Source organism: Spirillospora sp. CA-108201, assembly GCF_050936235.1.
Taxonomy (GTDB): domain Bacteria; phylum Actinomycetota; class Actinomycetes; order Streptosporangiales; family Streptosporangiaceae; genus Spirillospora.
Genome location: NZ_JBNJNE010000001.1, coordinates 6568670 through 6586881, shown reverse-complemented (window position 1 = coordinate 6586881; position 18212 = coordinate 6568670). Strand labels below are relative to the sequence as shown.

At 71.1% G+C, this 18212-nt stretch carries 11 protein-coding genes and 2 pseudogenes; 5 read left to right on the top strand and 8 right to left on the bottom strand.

Annotation, left to right across the window (positions count from 1 at the left end; genetic code table 11):
* The first annotated feature begins 34 nt into the window (after window positions 1–34).
* Entirely contained in the window at window positions 35–1714 is a 1680-nt protein-coding gene (locus ACQEU6_RS31760; protein ID WP_499336717.1) for a glycoside hydrolase family 13 protein, read from the top strand.
* 94 nt (window positions 1715–1808) lie between these two features.
* Here ACQEU6_RS31760 and ACQEU6_RS31755 read toward each other — a convergent pair whose 3' ends face one another.
* The 4 genes from ACQEU6_RS31755 to ACQEU6_RS31740 all read right to left on the bottom strand — a co-directional run bounded on the left by ACQEU6_RS31755 (window position 1809) and on the right by ACQEU6_RS31740 (window position 7819).
* The gene (locus tag ACQEU6_RS31755; RefSeq protein WP_499336715.1) at window positions 1809–4775 is read right to left on the bottom strand and encodes an AAA family ATPase; all 2967 of its coding nucleotides are present in this window, start codon (window positions 4773–4775) and stop codon (window positions 1809–1811) included.
* Window positions 4776–4887: 112 nt separating this feature from the next.
* The gene (locus ACQEU6_RS31750) at window positions 4888–6249 is read right to left on the bottom strand and encodes a M28 family peptidase (protein WP_499336713.1); all 1362 of its coding nucleotides are present in this window, start codon (window positions 6247–6249) and stop codon (window positions 4888–4890) included.
* Between the two features lie 206 nt (window positions 6250–6455).
* Window positions 6456–7118: a hypothetical protein gene (locus ACQEU6_RS31745; protein WP_499336712.1), complete on the bottom strand. Its 663-nt coding sequence runs from the start codon at window positions 7116–7118 to the stop codon at window positions 6456–6458.
* An 11-nt stretch (window positions 7119–7129) separates the two neighbouring features.
* Complete coding sequence (locus ACQEU6_RS31740) at window positions 7130–7819, bottom strand: hypothetical protein (RefSeq protein ID WP_499336711.1); 690 nt, start codon at window positions 7817–7819, stop codon at window positions 7130–7132.
* A 179-nt stretch (window positions 7820–7998) separates the two neighbouring features.
* Between ACQEU6_RS31740 and ACQEU6_RS31735 the strand changes: the two genes are divergently transcribed.
* The 4 genes and pseudogenes from ACQEU6_RS31735 to ACQEU6_RS31720 all read left to right on the top strand — a co-directional run.
* A complete protein-coding gene (locus ACQEU6_RS31735) occupies window positions 7999–10893 on the top strand; it encodes a hypothetical protein (protein WP_499336709.1) in 2895 nt (964 codons plus the stop codon).
* A gap of 117 nt (window positions 10894–11010) precedes the next feature.
* Window positions 11011–11834: pseudogene (locus tag ACQEU6_RS31730) on the top strand (IS481 family transposase); the annotation flags it as partial.
* A gap of 532 nt (window positions 11835–12366) precedes the next feature.
* Window positions 12367–14166 carry a reverse transcriptase/maturase family protein gene (locus tag ACQEU6_RS31725; RefSeq protein WP_499330630.1) on the top strand — a complete coding sequence of 600 codons (1800 nt, stop codon included), beginning with the start codon at window positions 12367–12369 and terminating at the stop codon, window positions 14164–14166.
* Window positions 14167–14276: 110 nt separating this feature from the next.
* Window positions 14277–14451, top strand: a pseudogene (locus ACQEU6_RS31720) (IS481 family transposase); the annotation flags it as partial.
* 86 nt (window positions 14452–14537) lie between these two features.
* On the opposite strand, the gene ACQEU6_RS31715 reads toward ACQEU6_RS31720, so the two are convergent.
* The 4 genes from ACQEU6_RS31715 to ACQEU6_RS31700 are packed head-to-tail and all read right to left on the bottom strand — an operon-like array spanning window position 14538 to window position 18074.
* Window positions 14538–15104 carry a GNAT family N-acetyltransferase gene (locus ACQEU6_RS31715; RefSeq protein WP_499336707.1) on the bottom strand — a complete coding sequence of 189 codons (567 nt, stop codon included), beginning with the start codon at window positions 15102–15104 and terminating at the stop codon, window positions 14538–14540.
* The gene (locus ACQEU6_RS31710; protein WP_499336705.1) at window positions 15094–17277 is read right to left on the bottom strand and encodes an ATP-binding protein; all 2184 of its coding nucleotides are present in this window, start codon (window positions 17275–17277) and stop codon (window positions 15094–15096) included. The genes ACQEU6_RS31715 and ACQEU6_RS31710 overlap by 11 nt, the downstream gene beginning before the upstream one ends.
* Window positions 17277–17849: a DUF6879 family protein gene (locus tag ACQEU6_RS31705; protein WP_499336703.1), complete on the bottom strand. Its 573-nt coding sequence runs from the start codon at window positions 17847–17849 to the stop codon at window positions 17277–17279. Before ACQEU6_RS31705 ends, ACQEU6_RS31710 begins: the two co-directional genes overlap by 1 nt.
* Window positions 17850–18074, bottom strand: a complete 225-nt coding sequence (locus ACQEU6_RS31700) for a hypothetical protein (RefSeq protein WP_499336701.1) — start codon at window positions 18072–18074, stop codon at window positions 17850–17852.
* Between the last annotated feature and the right edge of the window lie 138 nt (window positions 18075–18212).

Sequence of the window (18212 nt, the reverse complement as noted above, 5' to 3'; positions counted from 1 at the left end):
TGCGCATCGGCCGGCTCTCCAGACGGTCCCTCGTATGGATCTCTCATCGACGTCTCCTTCACCGGCGCGCGGAGTGGAGCGCCCTGCGGGGTCCCCGAGCCTTTCCGCGGGTGATGCGCGCTGGTGGCGCGACGCGGTCATCTACCAGATTTACGTGCGCAGCTTCGCCGATGCGGACGGGGACGGCGTCGGCGACCTGAACGGAATCCGCGGCCGGCTCCCCTACCTGGCGGCGCTCGGCGTGGACGCATTGTGGATCACGCCGTTCTACGCTTCGCCGATGGTCGACGGCGGCTACGACGTCACCGACTACCGCTCGGTGGATCCGGCGTTCGGCACGCTCGACGACGCCGCCGGCCTGATCGAGGACGCGCACGGCCTGGGGCTGCGCGTCATCGTCGACATCGTGCCCAACCACACCTCCGACCAGCATGTCTGGTTCCAGGAGGCGCTGGCCGCCGGGGCCGGCGAGCCCGCGCGGGAGCGCTACGTCTTCCGGCCGGGGCGAGGCGACGCCGGGGAACTGCCGCCCAACGACTGGGAGTCGGTCTTCGGCGGTTCCGCCTGGACCCGGCTGCCCGACGGGCAGTGGTACCTGCACCTGTTCGCTCCGCAGCAGCCCGACCTCAACTGGGAGCACCCGGACGTGCGCGCCGAGTTCGACGACGTCCTGCGTTTCTGGCTGGATCTGGCGGCCGACGGATTCCGCATCGACGTGGCGCACGGCATGGTCAAGGCGGCCGGGCTGCCCGACGTCGGCGACGCGCCGCAGTCGCGGCTGCTGGGACGCGGCAAGGTGCCGTACTTCGACCAGGATGGAGTGCACGACATCCACCGTGCCTGGCGGCGGCTGCTCGACTCCTACCCCGGAGAGCGGATCGGGGTCGCGGAGGCCTGGGCGCCCTCGCTCGATCGGCTGGCCAACTACGTGCGGCCGGACGAGTTGCACCAGGTTTTCAATTTCGACTACATGCGAACCGACTGGGACGCCGGCGCGCTGCGCTCGGTGATCGAGAAGTCCCTGGCGTCGACCGGCTCCGTCGGCGCGCCCACCACCTGGGTGCTGTCCAACCACGACGTCCAGCGGCACGTCACCCGCTACGGCGACGGTGAGCTCGGTCATCGCCGGGCCCGGGCGGCGGCGCTGCTCACCCTGGCGCTGCCCGGCTCGGCGTACGTGTACCAGGGAGAGGAGCTCGGTCTGCCCGAGGTGCTCGACATCCCGGCCGAGCTGCTGACCGACCCGCAGTTGGAGAGCCTCAAGGGCGGCCGGGACGGTTGCCGGGTTCCGCTGCCGTGGTCCGGCTACGAGCCCCCGTTCGGGTTCGGATCGGGCGGCGGCTGGCTGCCGTCGCCGCCCGAGTGGAAGTCGCTCACCGTGGAGGCGCAGCAAGGCGACGAGACGTCCATGCTGAACCTCTACCGCCAGGCCCTCCGGATCCGGCGCGACCATGCGGCGTTGGGCGACGGTGAGCTGCGCTGGCTGGACGCGCGGCCGGGTTGCCTGGTGTTCGAGCGCAGAGGCCGGTCCGACGGCCCTCGCATGCTGTGCGCGGTGAACACCGGCGACCGGAGCGTCCGGATCCCGGTCTCCGGCTCGCTCCTGCTGAGCAGCGCGCCGATCCGCACCGAAGGCCGGGACGCGGTCCTTCCGCCCGACACGGCCGCCTGGTGGAGCGTCGCGCCCGACGAGGCGCCGGACACGGCCGGCTGAACGCGCCGGCTCCTTGAGCCGAGGACCCGCCCCGAGCCGCCCTGTCCGGGTGGCTCGGGGTGTGGCGCAAGCTCGACCTTTCGGTCAGCAGCGACTAGGTGATGTCTTCGGGGAGGAGGGTGGCGAGTTGTTCGGTGGTGAGTTCCGCGCCGGAGTTGGCGAGTTGCTCGGTACGGCGGGCGTGCGCGGTCATCGCCGAACGCACCAGCTTGTCGACCTCACGCCCGTTGCCCTCCCGGAACCGGCCATGATGGGCCGTCAGATACTCCGTCAACGCGAGCCGGGTCGGCTCGGGCACCCGGTAGTCCGCGGCCTTGGACTTGCCCAAGAAGATCGACACCAGCCCCTCGACCTCATAGGGCCGGAAGTTCAACGTGCGCGCGAACCGGGACGCCAACCCCGGATTGGTGGCCAGGAACCCCTCCATCTCACCGGTGTAACCCGCCGCGATCACGATGACCTCGTCACGATGGTCCTCCATCAACTTCACCAGCGTGTCGATGGCCTCCTGCCCGAAATCATGACCCGACCCCCCCGGCCGCGACAACGTGTAGGCCTCATCGATGAACAACACCCCGCCCCGCGCCCGCTCGAACACCTCAGTGGTCTTCTGCGCGGTCTGCCCCACATACTGCCCGACCAGATCCACCCGCGCCGCCTCCACCACCTGCCCCTGCGCCAACACCCCCAACGCCGTCAGCAACTCCCCATAAAGCCGCGCCACCGTCGTCTTCCCCGTCCCCGGCGGCCCGGCGAAGATCAGATGCCCGGTGAACGGCTCGGCCTCCAACCCCGCCGCCCGCCGCCGCCGCGCCGAAGCCAGCAGATCCAGCAGATCACCGATCTCCCGCTTGACCTCCTCCAACCCCGTCATGCCCGACAGGCGGCCCATCACCGCGCTGACCTGACCCGCATCACGCGCCTCCCCGAACCGCGCCGCCAGCCCCGCCCCCACATCCAGATCCCCGGCCACCAGCAGACTCAACTCATCACCCGACGGCAACTCCACCAGATCGGCCAGACGCTGCGCCTGACGCTCCACCGCCGCCTCGAACACCTGCCGCGCAGCCCGCCCGTTCCCGAACGTCGCATCCCGCCGCTGCGAAGAGAAATGCCCCAGGATCGCCGCCCGCGCATCCTCACCCAGCCGGTACCCGTCCCGCACCGCATGCGACTCAGTGATCTGCAACAGCTCGGCCGGACTGTAGTTCTCGAACTCCACCGTCCGCGAGAACCGCGACTTCAACCCCGGATTCGCCGACAGGAAATCACGCATCTCCGCCGAATACCCCGCCGCGATCACCACCACCTCCTCGCGGTGGTCCTCCATCAACTTCACCAGCGTGTCGATGGCCTCCTGACCGAAATCAGTCCCCGTCGACCTCCGCGACAACGTGTAGGCCTCATCAACGAACAACACCCCGCCCAACGCCCGCTGGAACACCTCCGTGGTCCGCAACGCCGTCCCGCCCACATTCTCCGACACCAGATCCGCCCGGCTCACCTCCACCACCTGACCCTTCTCCACCACCCCCAAAGCCGCCAGGATCCCGCCATACAGGCGCGCCACCGTCGTCTTCCCCGTCCCCGGCGGACCCGCGAACACCATGTGCCGCCCGATCGACGGACCCGGCGGCAACCCCGCCAACCGACGCTGCTCAGCCACCTTCTGCAAATTCGTCAACTTACGGATCTCACGCTTCACCCCCGCAAGACCCACCATCGAATCCAACCGGGCCAGCAACGCATCCGCCGACGTCCCACCCTCCGGCTTCGCCGACGCGGGCGGCGCCGCCTTGGGCTCGGCCGGGGCCTGACTCACGGGCTTGGACGGGGCCTCCCCCTCGGGCTTGGCCTCCGCCCGCTTCGCGGCCCGGGCGTTCGCGGCGGCGAGATCGAAGTCGAACCGGTCCGGCTTCCCGTTGCGGACACTGGTCAGGTTGTCGATCACCACGTTCGCCCCGAGGCAGGTGAGGATGCCCCGGCCGACGTTGTCGGCCAGCGTGCAGCCGCGCATGACGAGGTCGGTCTCCGGATCCACGCTCATGCCGGCGACCTTGCCGCCGGTGACCGTCGTTCCCTCCATCCGGGCGCGCGAGCCGCTCTTCAGTTCGACGCCGACCACTCCCGCGCCGGCGACGCGCCCCCGGACGATCGTGACGTCCGCGTCCCGGACGAGGTGGACGCCGTTCTTGGACGTGTCGACGACCTCGCAGTCCTCCAGCAGCGCGACGCCCTTCTCGACGGCCACGCCGGCGCGCCGCGGCGACACCGTCCTGACCCGCCGCGCGGTCAGCGACCCGCCGGTCGCCACCCATATCCCGTCGCCCTCCGCGCCCGTGATCAGGCAGTCCTCCGCGACGGCCCTGCCCTTCTCCACCGCCACGAGGCCCGACTTGCCCGCGCCGCGGATCTCGCAGTCGCGGAGCGTGGCCTCCGCGCGCTCGTCCACCCGGATCCCCACGCCTGCCGGATCGGTGATCGTGCATCCCTCGATGACCGGCTTGGACCCCTCGGTCGCCCAGATGCCGCGGTCGCCCGAATCGCTGATCCGGCACGCCCGGAGGGTCACCGTGCTGCCGCTGCGGATCGCGACCGCGTTGCCCTCCGTCCCGCCCACCGAGGTGCCCTCCATGAGCCCGGACGAGGCGCTGTACACGACCGCGCCCTCCTGCACCTCGCAGTCCCGCAGGGTGAGGTGGGCGCCCTTCGACGCCCGCACCGCGATCCGGCCCCGGGTCATGAACTCGCACTGCTCCGCCAGGATGGTGCCTTTCGCGACCTCCAGCGCGAGGCCCTTGTCACTCCAGTTCCGGACGATGAGCCCCTGGAGTGTCACCTTGCCGGTGACCTCGACCGTGCCGATGGTACGGCCGTCGAGCGTCACCGAGCCCAGGCCCTCCACGGCCGTCATGACGAAGTCGCCCGAACTGCGGAACCCCGTGTTCGGGTACGAGCCCGGTTCGATCAAGATGTGCCGTCCGGGCGGTGCGTTCGCCGGCAGCGGCGCTTTCAGCGCCTCCAGTACCGTTCGATACGCCCCGGGCGAGGTCAAGGACACGACCAGACGATGCAACGGGCCTCCTCACGAATCACCGTTCATGGTGGCATGAGGAGATCCGTTCCCGCTCCTGTCCTGTCGCCGCGATGTGCGGGGAGACGGCGCCGCGCCGCTACTTGCGGCGTGCCACGTCGTAGAGGGCGCAACCGATCAGTTCGAGGGACACCTGCAGCCGCTCCGGGCTGACGTTCTGGGCGATCGTGTCCTCGGGGGTGTGGTAGAGGGGCTCCAACTGGCTGGGCGCCTCGGCGCCGCGCCAGCTGAAGTTGCCCGCCGGGATGCCGCGCTCGTGAAACGCCTCGTGGTCGCTGGAGCCTCGGGCGGTGGGGCCCTTCGTCTGACCGGCGTAGCCGAGCCGGTTCGCGGCGGCCGCCACCGCGGCCGTCGTGGTGTTGTCCGCACCGTCCACCGACAGCAGCCAGTACGTGCCCGCGGGGGGATGGCTGGTGGCGACCATGTCGTTCTGGAAGCAGCCGGTGATCTGCGCGACGCCCGCCTCGTCGAGTTGCTTCACGTAGTGCCGGGCACCGATCAGGCCGTACTCCTCCGAGCCCCACAGGCAGACGCGGACCGCCTGCTGGGCCGGCAGCCGCCTCAGCACGCGCGCCAGTTCCAGGCACAGCACGGTTCCGCTGCCGTCGTCGTTGGCGCCGGGTGAGCCGGGGACGCTGTCGTAGTGCGCGCTGACGATGACGGCCTTGCCGGTCGGGTTGGGCAGCGACGCCTTGCGTTCGGCCAGGACGTTGTAGGAGGTCAGCCCCGAGTGGTGGGTGATCGTGAAGGAGAGCCGCCGGGCCCCCGCGCGGATCCGCTCGCCGTGGTACTCGGCCAGGCCCAGAACCGGGATCGCGACGGTCTCCTTCAGCGTCGGGACGAAGGTGCCGGCCTTGCGCTCGGGATAGGTGACCGAGCGCGCGTTGACGATGAGCGCCGCCGCGGCTCCCGCGCCGGCGGCGGCCGCGGCCTGCTCGGTCTCCATGCCGGGCACCCGGTCGAACAGCACCAGCCGGCCGCGCACGTCACCGGTGACCTCGGTGGCCTGTCCCACGTCCACCACCGTGCCGTCCGCGGAGGCGACGGCGCCCTGCGGGGAGGCACTGCACTGCCAGGCCCGTTCGCCCCGGGAGTGGATCTCCGCCAGGTACTTGTCGGCGACGGGGAAGGGCTGGAGTTCGACCCTGTAGCCGAGATCGCGCAGGCACTCGGCGATGTAGCGGGCGGCGCGGTGCTCCGACGGCGTTCCCGCGATGCGCCAGCCGATCTCGTCGCTGAGCACTCTGAGGTGCCGCAGCGCCCGGCGGGCGTCGACGCGGGCGACGACCGCCTTGTCGCCGGCGGTGAGGGAGGGCGGCCGGAGGGCGCCGGGGCGCTGCCGGGTCGCGGCCGCTGCGGTGCCGGGGAGCAGGCCGACGGTCGCGAATCCGGTGAGGGCCGCGGCCCCGGCCAGCAGATCGCGGCGTTTGACCTCGGACATGGCGTCTCCTCGGGAGATGGGCGCCGCCGCCGGCATCGGTTCCCGACTCGGCGGCGAACAGCGGGACGACGGACTTCCCCCGGGTGAGAGCGAACATACAAAATCACCACTGAACCGACAAGACTCTTACCATCCGCGGACCCGATCGTGATCAGGCGCGCGGCGTTCGGCGGAAGGCCTTCTTGATCTCCGAATTGACTCCGGGCTCAGTTCCTGGACGCCAGACCGGCGTTGACCGAGTCGGCGTAGTCGGGGGCCTTGGCGCCGCGGCGGGGACGGAAGTCGAACGCCGAGCCGTCGGCGAAGTCGATCCGGATGAACCATTCCGGCCGCGGGGTGCGGCCGAGCGGCACCGCCCGCAGACCCCGGAGGGCCGCGAACGGGATCTCCCAGCAGGTCGTCAGCGGCCCGGCGGGGTCGGGCGACCGATCGCCGCGAGCGCCGCGGACGCGACCGCGCAGCCCGCCCGGCCGCGCGGAGGGACGGGCGAACCGCGACTCCACCGACACCGCGAGACGCCGGTCCGTGAGCAGCAGCCACGCCTCGTCGGCGTACCCGGTCATGTGGGCGGCGACCGCGGCCGCCGCCGCGTCCGGTCCGGGCGCGTGCGCCCACCCCCAGACCACCGGGTCGTCGGCCCATTCGTCGTACCAGAACCGGCCCGTCCGGACCGGATCGGTCGGCAGGGGCCAGGACGGGTCCGGGACCTGCGAACCGTCCGGGACCGCGGGCGGGTGCGGGGCCGCGCTCACCCCCCGTACGGTCGCGCCGACGTGCCCGGCGGCGTGGTCGCCCATGACCAGCCTCTCGCCGGGCGCGCACCAGTGCGCGCGGGCGATCTCGTACAGCTTCTGCTCGTTGCGCGGCATGGGGCCACCCGTCAGGAACGTTGCGCGGCGAGGTGGGCGAGCCGTCCCGCCGCCTCGTCGTCTGGTGCGGTGACGTCGAAACCGGAACCGTCGCGGAGCCCGATCCGCAGGACCGGGACCTTGCGGGGGCGGAACCCGGACGGCAGTTTGCGCCGGTCCAGGCCGAGGTGCGCGATCTGCGCCGCCGGGGCCTCGGCGAGGCCCGCGACGCGCGACAGCGGCACCGGTTCGCCCGGTGGATAGGGGTGGTCGCGGGTGAGCGCGCGTCCGAACTCCGCCGCCCCGGCGGCGATCCTGCGGGCCCGCGACAGCACGCCCGCCTGGGGTTCGCCTTGCGGCCCGGTCTCGGCGGCCTCGCCCCGCACCATCGCCACGACGCCGATCCGGTACGGGGTGAGGACCCAGTAGCGGGTGTCCGCGGACTCGGGAAGCGTCATCCGCGCGGCCATGCCGCCGGACGGCCCGAAGACGACCACCGCCGGCGGGTTGAGGCTCTCCTCGCGGAACGCCGAGTCCACGCCGGCCCCGACGGCGTTCAGCACGGCGCGTCCGGCGCCGCCCGGGACGCCCCGCCAGTCGTGGCCGTCCACGTCGAAGCGCAGGGCGGCGCCGTGGCAGTACAGGCACAGCAGGACGGGTTCGTCCGGTCGGCACCAGTGGCGTCGCAGCGCCAGCGTCCCGCTGAGCTCAGGTCCGCTCATCGCGGCGCCTCCCGACCGTCATGCCGGGATCCTAGTGCGATCGTCGAAATGACGGGATCGTGAGCGAGGACGCCGGCCCTCGGTGCGCGGCCGGAGCCTCCGGCGCCGCGGAACCGATCACGTGGGCGGACCGTCGCAGGTTCTCAGGATCGTTCAGGAGATCAGGGACGAAGGACGCGATGACCCAGTTTCCGCGGCCGCCGGCACCGGCGGACCTCGCCGCCGCCGGGCCCACGGGCGCCAAGAAGATGCTGACCAAGGCCGCGGGCCCGCTGCCCGCCGCCGACCTGGCGCCGTTCTTCGAGGAGGCCTGCCGGGGGCTGGTACGGGCGGGAGAGAGCGAGCTCGCGTTCTGGGCGTTCGGGCAGGCGCGCAAGGTCGAGAAGACCCATCCCGCGCTGCTCGACCTCGACCGGGTCCACGCCGTCTTCCTCGAACTGGTGCCCGCGGGCGGCGTCGGACCGGCCGCGCTGCGCGACTACGCCAAGACGCTCGCCGCGGAGCTGCCCGCCGCGGAGGCGCACGCCCGCTTCCGCGAGGTGGTCTGCGCGGGCTTCGACGCCGGGCTCATCCCGTACGCCCGGATCTTCCCTGACCTGCGCACGCTGGCCCGCGCCGCGAAGATCAAGAAGCGGGACGAGGAGGAGTTCCTCGCCGAGCGGCTGCTGCGCGCCGGGCTCGTGCCGATCGCGTCGCACCAGGTCTGGGCGGCCGCCCGCGAGCCGCTCGCCGCGGTGGCCGGCCGCGACGGCGACCTGCTGAAGCTGCTGGTCGCCGCCGAGCCCGACCGCGCCCGGCACGAGGAGGAGAGCGGCGAGGAGGTCGCCGAGGAGATCCGGCAGATGTGGCTGGAGTGCCTGGCCGAGAGCGGGGCGGGGGCGCACCTGCCGGCGCAGTGGTTCGGCACCACGGGACGGGCGTGCGCGGCCGCCGTCCTGCTGAAGCTCGCCGACCAGGCAGGGGACCGGCTCTTCCCGGACGCCGGGGTGGTGTACGGCGAGGAGACGGACCCGGCGCTCCCGCCTCCCGACCACCGGCACATCATCCCCCAGGGGAGGACGGGCACCGACTCGCCCCGCTGGTGGGGCCCGTCCTTCGACACGGGACGGCAGGCCGCGGACGTGGCATCCGGGCCGGAAGGACGCGAGCGTTTCGCCGGCCTGCTGGACGCGTTCGTCCGCGACCTGGGGTACTACGGCAACGTCGACTACCCGGCCACGACGAGGGCGGTCTGGGATTTGCCGGAGACGCGGGAGGTGCTGCGCGAAGCCGTCGAGGGCTGGAAGGCCGACGCGGGCCGCCCGGACCTCCCCTTCCTGCACGACGCCTTGCAACGGCTGGTTCGGCTCGCCGGCCCGGGCGGCCTCCTCGCTCTGGAGCCGGGCTTCGCCGAGGGGCTCGACCCCGCCGACCCCGTGGACGCCCTGCTGGCGGCCCTGCGCGGTGGAGTCCCCGCCGAGTTCGCCGTACCCGGCGACGCGACGCCGTCGAAGTCGCCGAAGGCAGGCCGGACGATCATTCAGCACCGCGGACACCTCACCATCGCCGAACGGGGCTGGCACGCCCACGCGTCCGTCACCGGCGACGCGTCCGTCACCGGCGACGACGGCCCGGCGCTGAGGCTTCCCCGGCTGCCCGACGGGATGCTGCCCTGGTACGACGGGAAGACCGGCGTCGTGTCACGGATCAAGGACGGCGTCTGGCAGACGTTCCGGGTCGAGGGGCAGACGGGCGAGAGCGTCGCGCTGACCCTCGACCCCGCCGCCGCCACCGCGCGCCCCGAGGCGCCGGCAGCCGCCGAGGTGACGTTCCCGGGCGCCGCCGGACCGAGCGAGATCCGGTTGAGCCGCGGTGCGATCACGGTCACCGCCCCCGACGGGACCCGGACGGCCCGGCTGCTCTTCTCCCCCGTCATGAGCAGCAAGAGCAGCCTGGTGCCGCCGCCCGGCTGGTGGCCGCTGCGTGACCCGGTGGACCCGGACGGGTCGGCGGCGCTGCGCGGGCTCGACCGGGAGGGGGCGGCGCGCCTGCTGGAGGCGTCGCTGACGGGACCGCGCGGGGCCGCCGACGCGCTGGAGGCCGTGCTGCCCGAGGTGACCGCGCCGGCCCTGCGCGACGGCGTCCTCGAAGCGGCCCGCACGGCCGTCGAGTGCCTCCTCCTGGCCATCGAGTTGCGGGACCGGACCGGCCGTCCCCAGCCCCCGGCACTGCCCGCGCTCGTCTCACCGGCTCCCGGCCTGCCCTTCGCGCGCACCCGGGCGCAGACGCGGTGGCTCGTGCGCCAGCGGCTTCTGGCGCGCGCGCTGGAGTCGGCGACCGACGAGCCCGCGGCCGGCCGGCCCTACCTCGTCCGGACGGTCTCCCTGCCGCCCCGCGCCTACGCGGGCGTCGGCCTGGACACCCTGGCGGGCTACGCGCTCCCGGCCATCCTGCCGTGGACTCCCGAGCCGCAGCGCGAGCGCATCCTCGACGTCCTGCGTCTCTGGGCCAACGCTCCGATCGGCGACGCCGAGGGAGCCTGCCGGGTACTGCGCCTCACTCCGGCCGGTGCCGAGGGGCAGTCCAACGCCGAACGCCAGATGGTCGACAGGCGACTGGAGAAGGAGGCGCCCGGGCAGCTCTGGCGCACCCCGAACGGCACGCTGCTGATCCTGGACTACCAGCGGCACGACCGGACCGCGACGGCCGTGGAGTACGCGCCCGGCGGAACGTTCGACCCGGCCGGGCCGCCCGGCTGGCAGGCGGCCCGGGCCCCGGTCCCCTGCTGGGGCCGCGCCGACCGCGTCGTCCGGCTCGTCCGGTTGCTGGCCGATCGCGGCCCCGCGCCGATCGACCCCGCCGCCACCGTCCGCGACCTGGCGGAACGGGCGGGTTTCGGGGTGGCGGCCGCCGCCGCGGTCTGCCAGGTCCCCGCCGAGGTCCTGGGCGACGGCCTTCCCCTCACCGGCGCCACACTCTCCTCCACCACGGGGGACGCGGTGCGGGAACGCCTGCTGCCCGACGACCCGGCCGACATCTGGACGACCGGCCTCGCCGTGGACGCCGCGGCCGGCTGGTGGCGCACCCACGGTTAGGCGTACTGCCCACGGAGGTTGGGAACACGGCGGCACGGTCGGATGATCTTGATATGAGGGAGGGCCTCCGGGTTCGGTGTGGATTGCGACATCTGCACCGGCACCGCAGGAGGCCTCATGCCCCACCGTGACGCCCCGCTGACCGAGACCGGACGCCTGCGCCTGGCCCGCTGCGTGGTCGATGACCGCTGGCCGCTGCGACGGCCGCCGAACGGTTCCAGGTCTCGGTCGGCACCGCCCGGCGGTGGGCCGCGCGCTACCGGGAGCTGGGCGAGGCCGGGATGGCCGACCGGTCCTCGCGCCCGCACCGCAGCCCGCGCCGCATCCCCACCCGCACCGAGCGGCGGATCATCAAGGTGCGGGTACTGCTCGGTGGGGACCGGCCCGCATCGCCTACCTGCTCGGCCTCAACCCCGCCACCGTCCACCGCGTCCTGACCCGCTACGGTCTGCCCCGCCTGCGGCACCTGGACCGCGCCACCGGCCGCCCCGTCCGCCGCTACGAACATCCCGCGCCCGGCGACCTGGTCCATGTCGACATCAAGAAACTCGGCAACATCCCCGATGGCGGCGGCCACCGCGTGCACGGCCGCGCCACCGGCGGCCGCAACTCATCAGCCCACCGCGACCCCACCCGGCCCCGCAAAGTCGGCGGCCGCCCCAGCCTGGGCTACAGCTACCTGCACAACGCCGTCGACGACCACTCCCGCCTGGCCTACACCGAGACCCTGCCCGACGAGACCAAAGAGACGGCCGCCGCGTTCTGGCAGCGCGCCCAGGCATTTCTTCAACGACGCCGGCATCACCGTGGCCCGCGTCCTGACCGACATCGGCGCCTGCTACAGCTCACACCTGTGGCGCGACACCTTCACCGCAGCCGGCATCGCCCACAAGCGCACCCGCCCCTACCGGCCCCAGACCAATGGCAAGGTCGAACGCTACAAGTGCGCCACGAGGCGCATGGTCGTATCCCTGGATCATCCGGGAGGAACTCGAAGGGAGGTTCCTGGGTCTGATGGCTTACCCAGCGCCGAAAGGCTTATGGGGACAAGAGCATGCCAGGAAACCAGAGACCGGGCTCAGCGTCAGGGACGGTGCTCTGGGGGACCCGTGTGACATGGCGAAAGCTGGATTGCCTGAATCCCAGTATCCAGAAGATGGAAGTTCACATCCACCGGAAAGGCGACTGAAACCGGTGCCGGCCCTGCGACGTGGGTTGAAGAACGAATTCGCAACCTTCGGGGCCAGGAGCGACGCCCAGTGAGGGTGTTGAAGGAGACGAACGGGACGCCTAAATCACGCTGATACGTACGACCGTGACGAACGTGGGATCGCCTACCGGGCGCGAGCCCCAGGGTGACGGAGGCCTCGTAGTAGTCGCCGGAGTCACGACCGGCCAAGGAGGACGGGAAAGCCGTCCGCAGGGCGAAGGGGGCCAGGTGATCGGGACACCGAGAGTCGGGAGGTATGCGTAATGCAGAGCGCCGAAACGGTGCTGGGTGTCCTGCGTGAGCGCGGCAGGCGCGGCCTGCCGCTGGAAGAGCTGTATCGGCAGATGTTCAACCCGCAGTTGTATCTGTTGGCCTACGGCCGCATCTACGCCAACAAGGGCGCGATGACGCCGGGGGTCACGCGGGAGACCGCGGACGGCATGTCGACGAAGAGGATCGACCGGATCGTCACCGCGATGCGCCACGAGCGCTACCGGTTCCGGCCGGTCCGGCGGACGCACATCCCGAAGAGGAACGGAAAGACGCGCCCGTTGGGCATGCCGACCTGGTCGGACAAGCTCGTCGGCGAGGTGGTCCGCCTCCTGCTGGAGGCCTACTACGAGCCGACGTTCTCCGACCGGTCCCACGGGTTCCGGCCCGGCCGAGGCTGCCACACCGCACTGCGCGAGGTGGCCAACACCTGGACCGGAACCACATGGTTCGTCGAGGGGGACATCTCCGACTGCTTCGGATCGCTCGATCATCAGGTGATGGTCGGGATCCTGGCCGAGAAGATCCACGACAACCGGTTCCTGCGGCTGCTGCGCAACATGCTGACAGCCGGGTATCTGGAGGACTGGACCTGGAACGCAACGCTCAGCGGAGTCCCGCAGGGCGGCATCGCGTCCCCGATCCTGTCGAACATCTACCTGCACAAGTTGGACGTCTTCATCGAGAAGACTCTGATCCCCGAGTTCACTCTGGGAAAGCTCCGGGCACGCAACCCGGAGTACCGGGCAGTGGAGGGAGCGATCGTCAGAGCCCGCCGCAAAGGCGACCGCACACAAGTGCGGGACCTCTATCGGCGGCTCCACAGCCTCCCCAGCCAGGACTCCCGTGATCCCGGCTACCGGAGACTGAGGTACTGCCGATACGCCGACGACACCCTGCTCGGGTTCGCCGGGCCCAAGGCCGAAGCCGAACAGATCAAGCAGCGTCTGACGGAGTTCCTGCGTGACGACCTCAAGCTGGAGCTCTCGCCAGACAAGACACTGATCACCCATGCCCGCACCCAGCGGGCCAGGTTCCTCGGCTATGAGATCGCCGTCGCGAGCAGCGCGACCAGGACACGAAGACCGTCCAAGAGCGACGGGCGCAACCGCCGGTCGCTCAACGGGACGGTCGTCCTGCACGTTCCCGCTTCGGTGGTCAAGGCCAAGTCCGCCCCGTACTTGTCACGCGGAAAACCCGCGTGCCGGAATCCGATGGTCAACGAGAGCGACTACAACATCGTCGCCAGATTCGGGGCCGAGTACCGGGGCATCGTCCAGTACTACCTGCTCGCCAGTGACGTCTTCCGACTGCACCGGCTGCGTTGGGTCATGGAGACCTCCATGCTCCACACCCTGGCCAGGAAGCACCGCTCGACGGTGACGAAGACCGCTGCCCGTCACAAGGCGAAGGTCGAGACACCGCACGGGCTGCGCACGCGGTTCGAGGCCAAGGTCGAGCGCGAGGGCAGGAAACCGCTGGTCGCCTGGTTCGGCGGCATCCCCCTGAAGCGGCAGAAGAACGCGGTCCTCACCGACCGCCAGCACACCGGCCCCGTCTATCCCAACCGGCAGCTGGTCACCCGGCTGCTGAAAGGGCGATGCGAGCTCTGCGAGCGAACGGACGATATCCAAGTGCACCACGTCCGCCAACTCGCCGACCTCGGAAGGGCCGGACAGCCGCAGCCCGCCTGGGCCACGGCCATGGCCAAGATCCGCAGGAAGGCCCTCGTGGTCTGCGGGAACTGCCACGACCTTATCCACGGGCACTCTGCAACACCGCTCACGCAGTAGATCGCTGGAGAGCCGGGTACTCGGAAACGGGTCCGCCCGGTTCGGAGGGAGGCCGAACGGAAAAGGACCAGCCCTACGGGCTGGCACCTCGCCGTTCGGCCGACCCTACCCGCACCCTGACCGACGAATGGGCCTACAACCAGCCCTACACCAGCGAAGCCGAACGCCGCCGAGCACTCCCGCAATGGCTCCACACCTACAGTCACTGTGCACCGCGGCCACACCGCACTCGGCGGCCACCCACCCGCCTGCCGCGTCCCCAACCTCACAGGACAGAACATCTAGGGCTTGCCGTCGCGCGTAGGTACGACTTTCTCCGGGAGTAGGGGGCGGAAGCTGCCACGCGGATCCTCGTGGTGCTGGCGGGCGCCTCACTGTCGATGCGAAGGCGGGGGGACGGTCGAGAGGAAGATGTCCCAGTAGGGCGGGACGACGCCGTCCAGGGGGCCTTTGCGTCCCACTTTGCGCCATCCGAGATGAAGGTAGAAGTCCTGGGTGGCGACAGCGGTCGGTTGCATTGACAGGATGGCGCGCTCTTCGTCCCGTCCTGCCAGTAGTTCGTTGAGGAGGCGCCGGCCGATTCCAAGGCCACGCCACGGTGGCAGCAGAGCGAGACTGATCAGGGCGAAGGTACGCCCGTCCCATTCAGCCGTGAGGGCGTCGGGAAGCGGCTCTGTGAAGTCGTTCCACCAACCGTGGTCGGCCGGCAGGCGGTGACCGAAGGCATAGCCGATGAGGCCACGGTGCTCGGCCAGCACGAGCCCGAAGGTCGGATCGTCCATGAGCCGCCGCAGGTAGTCGGCGTTCTCCGCCGACATCCGCGGCACCCATGCGAAGGGCGGCTGTGCGAAGACCGCGTCGTGCACGTCGCAGATCGCGGCGAAGGACTGTTCGGCGAGGGGTCGGGTGCCGCTGCGGATGGTCGCGTCAAGGGTCATCGGTCTGCCCTCGCTCAAGGCTCCGGACCCGTGCGCGTAGTTCCTCCGCTCGGTCGTCGCCGAGTTCATCGTAGATTCCGGCGGCCTCGCGCCAGCGGGCGGCGGCGCCGGAGGCGTCGTCCATGGCGAGCAGCGCATCACCGTGCGAGACCAGTGCCATCGCCGTGCTGCGGCGATCACCGAAACGCTCGAAGACGTCGGCCGCCCGCCGCAGCCGCGGTTCGGCCTCCGGTGCACGTTCCAGGGTGATCAGGGCGGAGGCGAGCGACAGCGTGCCCCATGCTTCGCTCCAGTCGTCGCCCAGTTCGGCGAAGACGGCGAGGGCTCGTTCGCAGAGGTCGACGGCTTCCCGCCGGTCCCCGGTCTCGGCGGCGCAGCGGCCGAGACTCAGCAGCGCCATGCCCTCGCCGCGCCGTACCCCGTTCTCCCGGAAGACCCGCAACGCCGACCGGAAGTGGTCGGCCGCCTCCCCGATCTCGTGGCGCTCCTCATGGATCAGACCGATGCCGCGCGATGCGAAGCCCTCGAGCCACGCGTCGCCGAGTTCTTGGCTCAGTTCGACCGCCCGTCGGTAGTAGGTGAGCGCCTCGTCGTACCGGCCGCCGCGCCAGCCCGCGTCACCGAGGCAGAAGAGATTGGAAGCCTCGCCGAGGGCGTCGCCGAGGTCTTGCGCCGCACGCAGCCCGAGCCTGTGCACGTTCTCCCAGTCGGACCAGTACGAGCCGAGTTCGAAGAAGCCGTCAGTTACCACGGGCAGCTTCCAGGCGATGTCGTACTGTCCGAGGTCGACGGCGAGCCGCAGCGCGGCGAGGACGTTGGGCCGCTCGCGCTCGAACCACCGGGCCGCCTCCCGCGCACCGGCGAACCCGGGCACATCGACGTCTTCGGCGGGGACCAGCGGGACCGCATGGGAGTGGGGCAGGATGAGGCGCCGTCCGGCATCGGCCGTGTGGAGGTACCAAGCGAGCATCCGCCGCACGGCGCGCGTGCGATCCCGCTGGGAGTCCTCGGAGTCCGAGCGTTCGCGTGCGTAGGCGCGCAGCAGGTCGTGGAGATGGAAGCGGTCGTTCGAGGTCTCACGGAGCAGGTGGGCGGCGGTGAGGCCACGCAGCCGGCGGCCTGCGGCGGCCGGGGCAGCGCCCATCAGCGCAGCGGCGGCGCCGATGCCGATGTCGGGGCCGGTGTGCAGGCCGAGGAGCCGGAAGGCGCGACGGAGAGGATCGCTCAGGGCGCGGTAGGACCAGGAGAAGGCCGCGCGCACGTCGCTCAGCTCGTCTTCTTCGGCCGCCAAGGCGTCGAGCCGGTGCCGCTCGTCCTCCAGTTCGGCGACCAGCCCGGCGAGGGGCAGTTCCGGCCTGCCCGCAGCGTGCTCGGCGACGACGCGCAGGGCCAGCGGGAGGTGACCGCTGAGCTCGGCGACGCGGAGGGCCGCCGGTGGGTCTTCCGCGACCCGGTCCGTTCCGAGCACGGTCGCGAGCAGGGCGACGGACTCGTCGGGCGACAGTACGTCCAAGGTCACGCGCGCCGCTCCCTCCCTGGCTGCCAGACCGGCGAGTGTACTTCGGCTGGTGATCAGTGCGAAGCACCCGCGCGACGCCGGGAGCAGGGGCCTGATGTCGGAGGGGGACGCGGCGTTGTCGACGACGATCAGCATGCGCTTGCCGTCGAGAAGCGTCCGGTAGATGGACGCCCGCTGGCCGGGGTCATCGGGGATGGCCTCCGGCGGCGCACCGAGGGCCCGCAGGAACCCGTCGAGGGCCTCGCCCGCCGTCAGTGGACGGCCGGGGCCGTAGCCGCGCATGTCCACGTAGAGGTCGCCGTCGGGGAATCGCGACCTGGACCGGTGCGCCCAGTGCAGGGCGAGGGCGGTCTTGCCGATGCCCGGTGCACCGGACACGGCGGACACCACGACGGCGGGCACACCTGTGTCAGGCGTGCCCGCCGATCCGGCCGGCCCGGCCACCTCCGCCCTGGTGCCCGCGAGCAGGACGTCCAATGCTCGAAGACCTGCCTCCCTGTTGACGAAACCGGAGACGTCGATCGGCAATTGCCGCGGCGGTGGCAACTCACGGCGACCGCCGATGCGGATACCACCCTGGACACCCTGCGCCTGGATGACGGTGCCGGCGTCCCCCTCGAACTCGTTCGCCGCGGTCCGGTTCTCGCCGGACATCAGCCGGTCTTGGCCAGGAACCGTCCGTCGTACCGGGCGGCGAACTCCCGGTACGGGACGGCGCGGCTCACCGCGAGGTCCCGCCAGTAGCTCGCTTGGACGATCTTTTCGGGATCGTCGACGATCTCTGCCGCCGCGAACGCCCCGTCGTCTTCGTAGTGCATGGTGACGAGGCGGCAGGAGTCGAAGAGCCAGTAGTCGTAGCGGGGCAGCCCTTCGGGCCACTCGCCCCGCCGTACCGGGATGATCCGCACGTCTTCTCCGGCCGGCACGGTGTGCTCGTACGACCAGGCACACTCGAACCGGACGTAGTCGGACAGCGGTTCCTCGACGACATGGACCCGGTGCATGCGCTTTCCGGATTTCTTCGCCGGTCGCACGCTGCCTTCGATCCAGTCGGCGATCCCCGGGAATTCCCCACGCTCCTGACCGGCTAGGAATAGCGCGAACTCGTCCTGCTCGTAGGAGACGTCGTAGCTCTGCAGGGACTCCAGACGGTAAGCGGAGTACGCGAAGTCACTGAAGAGACGGTTGAATTCCTTGTCGGCGAGTGAGTGGAAGACCCGTCCCACCTAGCGCTCCTCCCTCACGGCCCGCAGCCGCTCGATCGCGCCCTCGAGGACGTCCGGCGCGATCCGGACGGCGTTCTCGCCCGGCAGCACGTTGGCCAGTTCGGCGAAGGTGCCGCCGTCCACGGCGTGCCCTTGGACGACGATGTCCCCGTTCTCCGCCAGGTAGACGGACGGACATCCGTTTCCACCGGAACCTTGATCTTTGTAAAGCATGACCAGTTTCATGATCCGCCTTCCTCACAAGGCCCTCTGCCGGGGCGTCTTTTTCAGGTTAGCGGCGTAGGTGAACTCTCGTCATGCAGACGAGATAACGGCGCGACCCAATGCTGGTTTGTCGAACCTGCACAATCGCGCCGAACACGG

Bases quoted from the DNA above. Each gene is read 5' to 3' on its own strand.
- ACQEU6_RS31760 (WP_499336717.1), top strand. From the start codon at position 35: ATGGATCTCTCATCGACGTCTCCTTCACCGGCGCGCGGAGTGGAGCGC.
- ACQEU6_RS31750 (WP_499336713.1), bottom strand. From the start codon at position 6,249: ATGTCCGAGGTCAAACGCCGCGATCTGCTGGCCGGGGCCGCGGCCCTC.
- ACQEU6_RS31745 (WP_499336712.1), bottom strand. From the start codon at position 7,118: ATGCCGCGCAACGAGCAGAAGCTGTACGAGATCGCCCGCGCGCACTGG.
- ACQEU6_RS31740 (WP_499336711.1), bottom strand. From the start codon at position 7,819: ATGAGCGGACCTGAGCTCAGCGGGACGCTGGCGCTGCGACGCCACTGG.
- ACQEU6_RS31735 (WP_499336709.1), top strand. From the start codon at position 7,999: ATGACCCAGTTTCCGCGGCCGCCGGCACCGGCGGACCTCGCCGCCGCC.
- ACQEU6_RS31725 (WP_499330630.1), top strand. From the start codon at position 12,367: ATGCAGAGCGCCGAAACGGTGCTGGGTGTCCTGCGTGAGCGCGGCAGG.
- ACQEU6_RS31715 (WP_499336707.1), bottom strand. From the start codon at position 15,104: ATGACCCTTGACGCGACCATCCGCAGCGGCACCCGACCCCTCGCCGAA.
- ACQEU6_RS31710 (WP_499336705.1), bottom strand. From the start codon at position 17,277: ATGTCCGGCGAGAACCGGACCGCGGCGAACGAGTTCGAGGGGGACGCC.
- ACQEU6_RS31700 (WP_499336701.1), bottom strand. From the start codon at position 18,074: ATGAAACTGGTCATGCTTTACAAAGATCAAGGTTCCGGTGGAAACGGA.